This is a genomic window from Hymenobacter sp. YIM 151858-1 (assembly GCF_025979705.1).
Lineage (GTDB): Bacteria > Bacteroidota > Bacteroidia > Cytophagales > Hymenobacteraceae > Solirubrum.
In genome coordinates this window covers 3,122,359-3,134,846 of record NZ_CP110136.1, presented here as the reverse complement: position 1 = coordinate 3,134,846, position 12,488 = coordinate 3,122,359, and the positions used below count along the sequence as shown (strand labels likewise).

Sequence of the window (12,488 nt, the reverse complement as noted above, 5' to 3'; positions counted from 1 at the left end):
TTCAGGCTGAAAACTACCTGGGGCTTAGCGGCCGCGCTGGCCCGCAAAGCGCATGCGGTAATCGGCCTTGGCATCGCCTTTGGCAATGCGCATCAGCTTGCTCTTGATCAGCTGCTTTTTGAAGGCCGAAATCTTGTCGGTGAACAGCACGCCCTCGAGGTGGTCGTACTCGTGCTGAATCACGCGCGCCGTGAGGCCCGAAAAGCCTTCTTCGCGCACCTGGCGGTTTTCGTCTTCGTAGCGAATGATGATATCGGGCTTGCGAAACACCCGCTCGCGCACGCCGGGGATGCTCAGGCAGCCTTCCTCGAAGGGCCACTCTTCGCCGCTTTCCTTTATCATCACGGGGTTGATGAAGGCCCGCTTCACGCCGGTTTCGGCCGGCGCGTCATCATCCTCGTCGTCATCCACCATCGGCTCCGAATCGATAACGAACAGGCGGACGCCCTTGCCGATTTGCGGCGCCGCCAGGCCCACGCCGTGGGCGTAGTACATGGTTTCGTACATATCGGCGATGAGCTTTTGCAGCTCTTCGGCCGGGAAATCGGCCGGAATGTCCTTGGCGCGGGCTTTCAGCACCGGGTCGCCGTAGGCCACGATGGGGTAAATCATACGGGGCGAGAGTCAAGAAAAGATTGCAGAATGATGGTGGCGCTGACGCGGTCGACCAAGGCTTTGTCGCGGCGGGCTTTCTGGCCCAGGCCGCCGTCGAGCATGGCCTGCCTGGCCATGCGCGAGGTAAACCGCTCGTCTACCTCGTGCACGGGCACCTCGGGCAGCTCGCGGCGCAGCTTGCGCACCACGCCCACCACGGCGGGCGTGGAGTCGGTGGCCTCGTTGAGCAAGGTGCGCGGCATGCCGATAACGATGCCCGCCAGCTGCTCCTGCTGGTGGTACTTCTTCACGAAGGCAAACAGCTCCTGGCTATGAATCGTGTCGAGCGGCGTGGCGATGAGCTGCAGCGGGTCCGTTACGGCCAGGCCCACGCGCTTGTGGCCGTAATCGATGGCAAGAAGGCGGGCCATAAGGGGCTTGGAAACGAGCGAAAAACCGGCCGCGCCTGGGTGGCGCTGCCCCCGCAAAGATACGGCAGCCAGCCGGCAGTAGGTGCCCGGCGGCCCAAGTTGCCCGCAGCACCTAGGCCCGGCGCCGCCCGCCCCCTAGGTGCCGGCGGCCGGTTTGGCGGCAAGGGGTAAGCCAGCAGCGGCTAAAACTGAATTTCGACGTCGGTGGTGTCGAGGGGCGGGTAGGTGATGGGGCGCTGGTGGAGGGCGCCTTGCCCGTTGACGACGATTTGCCAGCTCAGCGTGTGCGGAAAGTTCCCATAGAACATGCGCAGGACGGTGGTGTCGCGCAACTGGCGCGACAAATGTACGGCGTCCGAGCCTTGCGCGTCCTGCATGAACGGAGCCACGTAGATGTCGGCCGGCTGGCGCGGGGGCACGTTGGTGAGGCGCACGCGCACCCAGGCGAAGGGCAGGGCCGGCAGGCGCAGGCCGTTGTTGCGCCCGCCGCGGCGCAGCGCGGGCGCGCCCTGCAGGTGGGCCTGGTAGCGCCCCGGCGCGTAGCCGGCCAGCTTGTAGGCGCTGTGCGCCTCGGCCTCGAAGCGAAAGCGGAAGCGGCCCTGCGCGTCGGCCGGGTGCGGGTCGCCCAGGGGCACAAAGCCGCCGGCCAGCCCGCTGCCGCCCTGCGCCAGCACCTGCACCCGGGCGTGCGGCACGCCCCGGCCCGTGTACTTGTCCACCACCTGGCCCTCCACCAAGGTGGGGCCCTCGCGCTTTTCGCAGCTGGCCAGGGCCAGCGCACCTAGGAATACGGCAACGGGTATCGGTTTCATCTGATGGATTGCAATTAACAAGGATACGCAACGAGCGCCCTGAGCCAGAACAGGCCGTTGGCGGGGCCAGGGCAAGTAGTAGCGCAATGTACACTTTGCGAGGGAGCAAGCAGGCAGGGTTCGATAAGTACAGTTGGGGTGAAATGATTGGGCCTTAGCACAATCCCAACACAACAGCAGATAAATGCACTTGGTGGTGGAATTGTGCAGTAGAATTAAATATATAAAAACCTGTGTTTTTATTGGAAAATTACCATGCGGCCCAAGTTCTGCCGAGTTCGTAGCTGCAGGCTTTGTATTTTTGGGTAGTATCCGTTCGCTTACCCGCTGCTTATCGCTCACATTTACTCGCCCCTCTGACCCTGATGAAAGCTGCTTCAAAGCCGGAAGCGCCGCGCCCCGCTGGGGCTGCGCGGGCGCGAAGCGCGTGGGCGCGCTGGCGGCAGCCGTTGCTGCTGGCGTGCGCGCTGGCCTGCGGGGTGCTGCTGGGGGCCAACCCGTTTCGGCCCTCGGAGCAAAACCCCGACGCCACGGCGCGCGGCTACCTCAAGTTCAAGGAAATCCTGAGCTACGTCGACCGCGAGTACGTCGATAGCGTCAACGCCGAGGAGCTGTCGGACTACGCCATCAAGCGCCTGCTCGAACGCCTCGACCCGCACTCCACCTACATTCCGGCCAAGGAGCAGCAGCAGGCCGCCGCGTTTCTGCAGAGCGACTACGACGGCATTGGGGTGGAGTTCAACCTGTTTCGCGATACCGCCACGGTGGTAGCCCCGCTGAGCGGCGGCCCGGCCGAGCAGGCCGGCATGCAGCCCGGCGACCGGATTCTGGCCGTGGATGGCCACAACGTATCGGGCCAGCACTACACCACCGATCAGGTGTTTGCCCGCCTGCGCGGCCCGCGCGGCAGCACCGTGCGCCTGCTGCTGCTGCGCCGCGGCCAAACGCGCCCCCTGATGATGGCCCTCACGCGCAACCGCATTCCGAACAGCTCGGTTGATGTGGCCTACCTGATGGACGGGCAAACGGGCTACATCAAAATCAGCCGCTTTGCCGCCGGCACCTACGACGAGTTTAAGGCGGCCCTGGGTCGGTTGCGCCGCGAGGGCATGGAGAAGCTGGTGCTGGATTTGCGCGGCAACCCCGGCGGCTACCTCGACCGCGCCACCAAAGTGGCCGACGAATTTATTGCCGGCACGCGCAAAATCGTGTACACCGACGGTAAGGGCGACCAGTACGACAGCCAGACGTTTTCGCGCGTGCTGGGCGAGTTCGAGGAGGGCCAGCTGGTGGTGCTCGTCGACGAAGGCTCGGCCTCGGCCTCCGAGGTGCTGGCCGGCGCCTTGCAAGACCACGACCGCGCCCTGCTGGTGGGCCGCCGCACCTTCGGCAAAGGCCTGGTGCAGCAGCCCATTACCCTCAACGATGGCTCCGAGCTGCGCCTCACCATTGCGCGCTACTACACGCCCTCGGGCCGCTCCATCCAAAAGCCCTACCGCAACGGCGTAGCTGCCTACGACCGGGAGCTGCAGGAGCGCTACGCCCGCGGCGAAGCCTTCCATGCCGATAGCGTGCACTTTGCGCCCGAGCTGCGCTTCCGCACCTCGCACGGCCGCACCGTGTACGGCGGCGGGGGCATCATGCCCGATTTGTTTGTGCCGCGCGATACGGTGGTAAACAACCGCTACTACGCCCGCCTGCAGGCGGCCAACGTGGTGCGCGAGTTTGCCCTGAACCTGTACCAGCAGCACCGCCCCGAGTTGGAGCAGATGACGTTTCAGCAATTTGCCCGCACGTTCGACATCAGCGAGGTGCAGCTGCAGGCCCTGGCTGCCCGCGGTGCCCAGGAGGGCGTGCGCCCCGACGCGGCCAGCCTGCGCCGCAGCGCCGCCGCCTTGCGCGCCCAGCTGAAAGCCCTGGTGGCCCGCAGCGCCTACGGCAAAGACGCCTACTACGCCGTGATGCGCGACCAGGACCTGGAGCTGCAGCAGGCCCTGCACGCCCTGCAGGCGGGTAGCAGCAAGCTGGCGCTCAAGCAGCCGAGCGAGTAGGCGGCGCCCTAGGTGGCGGGCCGGGCAAGGGCGGCAGGAGGGGGGAGCAAGTTCGTCGGCCGGCGGGGGTTTTTCGTACCTTCACGGCTACCCAACCGGCCCAAATTCCCACCCAAGTTTCCCGTCTGCTTATGCCGTATTACACCCGCCTAGGTCAGATTCCGCGCAAGCGCCACACCCAGTTCCGCCAACCCGATGGCTCGCTCTACGCCGAGCAGCTGGTGGGCACGCTGGGCTTTTCGGGCTTGTCGTCGCTGCTGTACCATAAAAACCCACCTACCCAAATTAAGCGCGTAGGCGAGCCGCAGCCCTTTAGCCCCAAGCTGCTGAAAGACCGCCCGCTGCAGCCCACGCACCTGCGCACGCTGCCTCAAACCAGCACCGGCACCGATTACCTAGGTGCCCGCCAAACCCTGCTGGCCAACGCCGACGTGGCCCTGAGCATCTGCAACCCCTCGCAGGCGCGCATGGACTATTACTACAAAAACGCCTTGGCCGACGAGGTTATCTTCGTGCACGAAGGCCGCGGCGAGCTGTGGAGCCAGCTGGGCAAGGTCGCGTTCGAGCCCGGCGACTATGTGGTAATCCCGCGCACCATCATTCATCAGTTTCATTTCGAAGAAGGCCCGGTGCGCCTGCTCGTTATCGAGTCGTTCAGCCCCGTGGAAACCTGCCGCCGCTACCGCAACCACTTCGGGCAGCTGCTCGAGCACTCGCCCTACTGCGAGCGGGACATTCGGCCGCCGCACGAGCTGGTGACGGAAGATGACGACCGCGAGGAATACCGCGTGCTGGTGAAGCGCGAAGGCGCTCTGCACGAGCTGATTTACGCCCACACTCCTTTCGATGTGGTTGGCTGGGACGGCTACTTCTTCCCGTACGCCATGAGCATCCACGATTTCGAGCCGATTACGGGCCGCATTCACCAGCCGCCACCCGTGCACCAGCAGTTCGAGGCGCACAACTTCGTGATTTGCTCCTTCGTGCCGCGCCTGTTCGACTACCACCCCGAGGCTATTCCGGCACCCTATAACCACAGCAACGTCGACTCCGATGAGGTGCTGTACTACGTAGCCGGCAACTTCATGTCGCGCCGCGGCGTCGATCTGGCGTCGTTTACCCTGCACCCCTCGGGGCTGCCGCACGGCCCGCACCCCGGCACCGTGGAGGCCAGCATCGGCAAAAAGGAAACCCACGAGCTGGCCGTAATGGTGGACACCTTCCGCCCGCTATACCTCACCGAAACGGCCCTGCAGTACGAAGACACCGGCTACCCCATGAGCTGGAACCCTGATTATCCGCACGCCGGCCCCAAACCGGCCGACATGATGGATTAACCCGAGTACATAGTATGTCACAATCGAACGTACCGGACGCTGCCACCGCAGCGTCCGGTACTATTATCGGCCCGGCACAAGCCACTGCTGAAGCCAGCAAGCCGGGCAGCTTTTGGCGCTACTTGCTGGTGCCCGCTTTGTACACGGCTGGCATGGTGCTGCTGGCGGTGGTACTGCTGCCCTACCTAGGGGCGCAGCCCATTACCGCCCGCGGGCTGCTGGAGTGGGATGCCGAGCATTACCTGTTCATCCGCAACCAGGGCTACGACCTCATCCGAACCGCTTTCTTCCCGGCATTTCCACTGCTGTGGCGCGCTACGGGGCTGGGGGCCGTGGGCATCAGCCTGCTTAACCTAGGGCTGTTTGTGCTGGCGTTTGCGGCGCTGGCCCGGGCGTGGCGCCTCACGCGGGGGCAGCAACTGTTGGCGCTGTCGGTGCCATCGATGTTTTTTATGGCCGTGCCCTACAGCGAGGCGCTGTTTTTTGTGGGCGGCGCAGCGGCCCTTATTGGGTGGCGGGAGCAACAAGCGCCGCTGGCCTGGGCAGGGCTGTTGCTGTGCAGCTGCACGCGCTCGGTTGCCTTCGTGTTTGTGCCAGCTCTGTTGCTTACGGCCTTACTGCTGCGGCACCAAGCCCAGCGGGAGCTATGGCGGCAAGTCCTAGGTGGGGCGCTGGCCTCGGGCACAGGCATGCTGATTAGCCTGTGCGTGCACTACCGCGATACGGGCATTTGGATGGCGTTCGGCCAAGCTCAGCGCCAGGGATGGAACATTCACCTGCAGGTGCCTGCATGGCCTCTCCACAGCTGGGGCGGCGATATGATGACGCGCTACGAGTCGTTGGCGTTGCTGGTGGCTGTTGCTTGCGCTGTTTACCTGGCCTATCTGCTGGTGCACCCCAACCGGGCTGCTGCGGTGCCGTTTGCGGTGGTGTTTGCCCTTATTTACGTAGCCGGCGTGGCTACCATCACGGTTGCCACCAAAGGCGGCATTGTGGCCAGCCTGAGCCGCTACGTGTTCGCCACGCCATTCTTTGTGGTGCTGCTGAGCTGGGTGCTCGGGCAAGTGCGTTTCGACTACAAGCGCCTGTTGTGGGTGTGGCTGGCTGCCGAAGTGTGCTGGATGGTGCTTTTCCGCTCTTACGGTCACGTCCGGACGCTAACTGCTTATTTACTACTAGGCCTGGCCGCTATGGTGGTGCTGGCAACAGCTAGCCCTTACCCGCGTGTGCGCCAGGCGGCGCTGGTGCTCAGTGTAGCGGGCAACAGCGCGTTGCTCTTGCTGTTGTTGCAGCGCTTTGTTGTGCGCGAATGGGCAGGGTAGTCGTAAATCTTTCTTCTGCCGATCTTCGTAAACTCGACAAAAGCCAACTACATGAATAAAGTACTCTTACTGCTGGCGACTATGGCCCTGCTCTCGGCCGTTGCCTGCAAAAAACTCGACAAGATTCTCACCTTCACCATCGAAGATTCGCAGAATATCCGCGTAGCTGGTAGCAACCTGCCCTTCGGCTCGGTTATTCCGGTAGCGCCCGTTTCGGTTACTACCAAGTCCGAGGACCGTTTCAGGAACGAGGACACCCGCGCCGACCTAGTGAAAGACGTAAGCCTCACCAAGCTTACACTTACCATCACCGACCCCAACACGGCCAACTTCGACTTCCTCGAAAGCATCACCATCTACATCAGCACCGACCAGAACGACCGCGTGCCGCTGGCCTCGCTCTCGTCGGTACCGCGCGGCGTGCGCACCATCGATCTGCAGCCCAGCGGCGCCAAGCTCGATAAGTACATCAAGGCTTCGAGCTACACCCTAACCACCGAAGCACGCATCCGGGCGGCCGTAACGCAGGACATCACCATGCGCGCCGATTCCAAATTCAAGGTAACCGCCGATCCGCTGTAGGGCATTTGCACCTAGGCGCAGCGCGCTGCCATTTACCAAACAAGAAAGCCGGACCTAGGTCCGGCTTTCTGCGTTTTGGGCAATAGGAGAGAAGTGGCTACTTCAGCATCTCGTGCAGCACCGTTTGCATGGAGAAGACGCGGTTGCCGGCTTCCTGCACCACCAGGGAGTTGGGCGAGTCGAGCACCGCGTCGCTTACCTCCACGTTGCGGCGCACCGGCAGGCAGTGGATGAACTTAGCGTTGTTGGTGAGGGCCATGTGGCGGGCGTCCACCATCCAGCTCGGGTCCTGGGTGATTACCTGGCCGTATTTGCGGTAGCTGCTCCAGTTCTTGGCGTACACGTAGTCGGCGCCTTCCAGGGCTTTGGCTTGGTCGTACTCGATGCGGGCGGCCTTGGTGAACTGTTCGGCCAGCTCGTAGCCCTCGGGGTGGGTGATGACGAAGTCTACCCAATCAACCTCCGAAAACCAGTCGGCGAAGGAGTTGGGCACGCATTGGGGCAGGGCGCGCACGTGCGGGGCCCAGGTCAGCACCACTTTCACGCGCTCGGTTTGCTTGGTTTCGGCCACGGTAATGAGGTCGGCAAACGACTGCAACGGGTGCAGCGTGGCGCTTTCCAGGCTGATGACGGGCACGGTGGCGTACTGCAGAATCTTGTTGAACACTACCTCATTGTAGTCCTCGTCGCGGTCCTTGAGGCCGGGGAAGGTACGCACGCCCAGCACGTCGCAGTACTGGCTCATCACGGCAATAGCTTCCTTGATGTGCTCCTGCGTGCCGCCGTTCATCACGGCGCCGTCGGCCATTTCCAGGGTCCAGGAGTCGGCGCCGGCGTTGAGTACCCATGCTTGTGCCCCTAGGTTGTAGGCCGCCTTAATGGAGCTCAAGCGGGTGCGCAGGCTGGGGTTGAAGAAAATCAGCCCGACGGTTTTGTTCTTGCCCAGTTGCTGGTAGCCGAAGGGGTTCTGCTTAATCTCCAGCGCCTGTTGCAGCAGGGCGCGGTAGTCGGGTACGTCGGCGAAGGAGGTGAATTTTTTCATGGGTTGGTTCTACGGAATTTTAGAACGTCAAGCTTCATTTATCCAACATCATATAAAAATTAAACACATGATGCTTCCCTTCATCACCAAGCTTGAAAATTTGAATCCAATAATTTCTGAGCTGCACCTTGTCAACCGAAGGGTGCACGTTGCCATTTTCAATAAGATAGTCGACCATTAAATTTATTTTTTGCTCGGTGTCAAATTCTTCTTTAAAAGATTTCCATGCTAAATCAAAAAGTTCTTGTGAATCTATAAATTGAAATACAGGAGGGTCAATAAACTGATTCATAGCACGAACAGCTTCTACAAAATCATCAAATTTTGGATCGGTTATTTTTTCATAAAAATTAACAAAACTCTCATGTGCAGTTGCTTCACTAACTTTTTCTAAAGGAGCTAGTACTCCCCAAAACGGTGCTCTTGTTATTACGGTAATCTGCTGCCATATCTCTATTCCATAGCAGGCCCCCAGCACCACCAATAGGTTATTTTTGGTCAGGGTATTGATATGCCGAAGATGCAAACCCAGAATATTCCAGGTTATTACTTCTCCAGATTCCATCTCTAAACCTTGATTAGAACCGTGAGCTTCAATATGTATAATTGGTAAAAATCCATCTTCTTTTGCTCCTGATTTAACTTCTTCGAGTGCGCCAATGAAATCCTCGGCACTGTAAACGTTGCAATATCCGCATAGAAACCCATGCTGCTCTGCCCGTCTTCCTAAAATAGAATTTACCAACTCTTGGCCAGTTCTTTCCTTTTGTGGTAGCGATTCTATTACAATTATAGTGTTCCAAGCAAATTGCCGATAGACATGGTTGTCAATCATATATGAACTGTTTTGATGAAATATTTTTACCCTCTTGATCTAACTAGTGAGGCTGCTTCGGTGCACATTGCCCTGGTGTTACCGATGTATAGTACGACTTCCCTCGGGTTAGCAGAAAAGCAGAACAGCAAAAAAAGAACGTCATGCTGAAAGCACGCGAAGCGGTAGAGATGCTTCGCCAAGCTCGACATGACGTTCTTATTTCAGCGCATTCTATCAGCTACCTAGGCCAGCACCGGCGCAGCTTCCGCCTTGAATTCCTTCCAACTCTTGATGCTCAGATCCTGCAGCTTCAGCGTGCAGAAGGCGTGGATGAAGGCTTTGGCCAAGCGGGCGTTGGTGATGAGCGGGATGTTGAAGTCGACGGCCGTGCGGCGGATTTTGTAGTCGTTGTCCAGCTCGCCCTTGGTCATGTTCTTGGGGATGTTGATGACCAAGTCGATTTTCCGCTCGCGCAGGTAGGTCAGGGCGTTGGGCTCCTGCAGCTCGTCGGGCCAGTAGACCAGGGAGCTGGGCACGTTGTTTTCGGTGAAGAAAAGGTGCGTGCCGTGCGTGGCGTAGATGGTGTAACCCTTCTGCACCAGCATTTGGGCCGATTCCAGCAGGGCCACTTTGGAGGTGAGCGGGCCGCTGGAAATCAGCACCGTCTTCTCCGGAATGCGGTAGCCCACCGACAGCAGCGACTTCAGCAGCGCTTCCTCGGCCGTGTCGCCCAAGCAGCCCACTTCGCCGGTCGAGGTCATGTCCACGCGCAGCACCGGGTCGGCGCCTTGCAGGCGGGTGAAAGAGAACTGCGAGGCCTTCACGCCCACGAAGGGCAGGTCGTACACCAGCTCGCTCGCGTCGCGCTCCACGTGCTTGCCCAGTAGCACTTTCGTGGCCTTTTTGATCAGGTTGTTGCCCGATACCTTGCTCACGAAGGGGAAGCTACGCGAGGCGCGCAGGTTGCACTCGATAACGCGGATTTCGCGGTTTTTCTCCAAGAACTGGATGTTGAACGGCCCGCTGATCTGGAAGCGCTTGGCAATCTTCTCGGCAATGACCTTGAGCTTGCGCACCGTGCCCACGTACACGCGCTGCGGCGGGTAGTACATGGTAGCGTCGCCGGAGTGCACGCCGGCAAACTCCACGTGCTCCGATATGGCGTACGACATGATTTCGCCCCGGTCGGCCACGGCGTCCAGCTCGATTTCCTTGGCTTCCTGGATGAATTCTGAAACGACAACCGGATATTCGGCGCTGACCTCGGCGGCCAGCTTCAGGTACTCCTGCAGCTCCTGCACGTTCGACACCACGTTCATGGCCGCGCCCGACAGCACGTAGCTCGGGCGGATCAGCACCGGGAAGCCCACCTGCTTCACGAAGTCGTAGATGGCCTCCATGGTGGTCAGCTCGCTCCAGCGCGGTTGGGCAATGCCCAGCTCGTCCATGATGCTGCTGAACTTGTGGCGGTTTTCGGCCTCGTCGATGCGCGCGGCGGCGGTGCCCAGGATGGGCGCGCCGGCGGCTTCGAGGCGGGTGGCAATGTTGTTCGGAATCTGCCCGCCGGTGCTCAGAATCACGCCCTGCGGCTCCTCGAAGTCCAGAATGTCCATCACCCGCTCGTAGCTCAACTCCTCGAAGTACAGGCGGTCCGACACGTCGTAGTCGGTGCTTACGGTTTCGGGGTTGTAGTTGATGATGATGGACTTGTAGCCCTCCTCGTTCACCGTTTGGGCCGCGTTGACGCCGCACCAGTCAAACTCCACCGACGAGCCGATGCGGTACACGCCCGAGCCCAGCACCACCACCGACTTGTCGGTTTCCGGCTCCAGGTCGTTTTCGGTACCGTGGTAGGTGAGGTAGAGGTAGTTGGTTTGGGCCGGGAATTCGGCCGCCAGCGTGTCGATTTGCTTGACCACGGGCACCACGCCCAGGGCCTTGCGGCGGGCGCGCACCAGCATTTCGTTGGCTTTCACCTCGGCTGGGCCGAGGAGCTGCACGGCCAGCTGCTGGTCCGAAAAGCCCGACTTCTTGGCTTGGCGCAGCAAATCGGTATCGAGGGCATCGAGGCCGCCCTGCTGGCGCTTCTCGCCGAGCTGCTGGCTCAGCTGGTAGATGCCGTAGAGGCGCTGCAAAAACCACCGGTCGATGCGCGTGAGTTCGTACACGCGCTCCACGTCGTAGCCGGCCTGGAAGGCCTCGTTGATGGCGAAGATGCGCTCCTCGTTCGGCTCGCTCAGCAGCGTGTCGAGATTGGCAAGGTCAATCGGCTCGGGCTTGTTGGCCACGAAGCCGCGCCGGCCGGTGTCGAGCATGCGCAGGCCCTTCTGCACGGCTTCCTCGAAGGTTTTGCCGATGGCCATAACCTCGCCCACGCTCTTCATGGCCGAGCCGATCTGGCGCTGCACGCCCGAGAACTTCCCTAGGTCCCAGCGCGGCAGCTTCACCACCAAGTAATCGAGCGAAGGCTCGAAGAAGGCCGAAGTGGTCTGCGTCACGCTGTTTTTCAGCTCGGCCAGGGAGTAGCCCAGGCTGAGCTTGGCGGCCACGAAGGCCAGCGGGTAGCCGGTAGCCTTGGAAGCCAGGGCCGAGGAGCGCGACAAACGGGCATTCACCTCAATCACGCGGTACTCCTCCGAGTGCGGGTCGAGGGCGTACTGAATGTTGCACTCGCCCACGATGCCCAGGTGGCGGATGGTCTTGATGCCGATGCTGCGCAGCTTGTGGTACTCGCGGTTGCTCAGGGTCTGCGACGGCGCCACCACGATGCTCTCCCCGGTGTGAATACCGATGGGGTCGAAGTTCTCCATGTTGCAGACGGTGATGCAGTTGTCGAACTGGTCGCGCACCACTTCGTACTCCACTTCCTTCCAGCCCTTCAAGGACTCTTCCACCAGAATCTGGTCCGAAGTCGAGAAGGCCTTCTGGGCCAGGGCACGCAGCTCCTCCATGTTGTTGGCGAAGCCGCTGCCCAGGCCGCCCAGCGCAAAGGCGGCGCGCACGATAATGGGGAAGCCAATTCGCTCCGCCGCGGCCAAGGCGTCCTCCATCGTGGTTACGGCTTCGCTGCGGGCCGTGAGCACGCCGATCTGGTCGAGCTTTTCCTTGAAGATGTCGCGGTCCTCGGTGTCGATGATGCTCTGCACGGGTGTGCCGAGCACGCGCACGTTGTACTTCTCGAACACGCCGGCGCGGTACAAGGCTACGGCGCAGTTCAGGGCCGTTTGGCCGCCGAAGGCCACCAGAATGCCGTCGGGCTGCTCCTTCTTGATGACCTCCTCCACGAAGTAGGGCGTCACGGGCAGGAAGTACACGTCGTCGGCAATGTCGTCCGACGTCTGCACGGTGGCAATGTTGGGGTTGATGAGGATGGTGCGGATGCCTTCCTCTTTCAGCGCCTTGAGGGCCTGCGAACCGGAGTAATCGAACTCACCGGCCTCCCCGATTTTGAGGGCGCCGGAACCGAGAATCAAGACTTTCTGTGGTTTCTCCATCCTTGC

Annotated in this window: 10 protein-coding genes; 4 read left to right on the top strand and 6 right to left on the bottom strand. The window is 61.0% G+C overall.

The window, feature by feature from the left end; genetic code table 11:
* Positions 1–24: 24 nt before the first annotated feature.
* The 3 genes from def to OIS50_RS13910 form a co-directional block, all read right to left on the bottom strand.
* Positions 25–612: a peptide deformylase gene (gene def / locus OIS50_RS13920; protein ID WP_264691240.1), complete on the bottom strand. Its 588-nt coding sequence runs from the start codon at positions 610–612 to the stop codon at positions 25–27.
* Entirely contained in the window at positions 609–1,025 is a 417-nt protein-coding gene (gene ruvX, locus OIS50_RS13915; RefSeq protein WP_264691239.1) for a Holliday junction resolvase RuvX, read from the bottom strand. Before ruvX ends, def begins: the two co-directional genes overlap by 4 nt.
* A gap of 182 nt (positions 1,026–1,207) precedes the next feature.
* The gene (locus OIS50_RS13910; protein WP_264691238.1) at positions 1,208–1,837 is read right to left on the bottom strand and encodes a hypothetical protein; all 630 of its coding nucleotides are present in this window, start codon (positions 1,835–1,837) and stop codon (positions 1,208–1,210) included.
* Between the two features lie 365 nt (positions 1,838–2,202).
* On the opposite strand from OIS50_RS13910, the gene OIS50_RS13905 reads away from it, so the two are divergent.
* The 4 genes from OIS50_RS13905 (at position 2,203) to OIS50_RS13890 (ending at position 7,129) form a co-directional block, all read left to right on the top strand.
* Positions 2,203–3,888 (top strand): S41 family peptidase, encoded by a 1,686-nt coding sequence (locus tag OIS50_RS13905; RefSeq protein WP_264691237.1) that lies wholly within the window; start codon positions 2,203–2,205, stop codon positions 3,886–3,888.
* 131 nt (positions 3,889–4,019) lie between these two features.
* Complete coding sequence (locus OIS50_RS13900; RefSeq protein ID WP_264691236.1) at positions 4,020–5,225, top strand: homogentisate 1,2-dioxygenase; 1,206 nt, start codon at positions 4,020–4,022, stop codon at positions 5,223–5,225.
* A gap of 14 nt (positions 5,226–5,239) precedes the next feature.
* Positions 5,240–6,547: a hypothetical protein gene (locus tag OIS50_RS13895; protein ID WP_264691235.1), complete on the top strand. Its 1,308-nt coding sequence runs from the start codon at positions 5,240–5,242 to the stop codon at positions 6,545–6,547.
* 51 nt (positions 6,548–6,598) lie between these two features.
* Positions 6,599–7,129 (top strand): hypothetical protein, encoded by a 531-nt coding sequence (locus OIS50_RS13890; RefSeq protein WP_264691234.1) that lies wholly within the window; start codon positions 6,599–6,601, stop codon positions 7,127–7,129.
* A gap of 97 nt (positions 7,130–7,226) precedes the next feature.
* Here the strand turns inward: OIS50_RS13890 and OIS50_RS13885 are convergent, their stop codons facing one another.
* The 3 genes from OIS50_RS13885 to carB all read right to left on the bottom strand — a co-directional run bounded on the left by OIS50_RS13885 (position 7,227) and on the right by carB (position 12,482).
* Complete coding sequence (locus OIS50_RS13885; RefSeq protein WP_264691233.1) at positions 7,227–8,171, bottom strand: N-acetylornithine carbamoyltransferase; 945 nt, start codon at positions 8,169–8,171, stop codon at positions 7,227–7,229.
* A gap of 34 nt (positions 8,172–8,205) precedes the next feature.
* Positions 8,206–9,006, bottom strand: coding sequence for a hypothetical protein (locus OIS50_RS13880; protein ID WP_264691232.1), 801 nt, complete (start codon positions 9,004–9,006; stop codon positions 8,206–8,208).
* 224 nt (positions 9,007–9,230) lie between these two features.
* Positions 9,231–12,482, bottom strand: a complete 3,252-nt coding sequence (gene carB / locus OIS50_RS13875) for a carbamoyl-phosphate synthase (glutamine-hydrolyzing) large subunit (protein ID WP_264691231.1) — start codon at positions 12,480–12,482, stop codon at positions 9,231–9,233.
* Positions 12,483–12,488 lie beyond the last annotated feature (6 nt).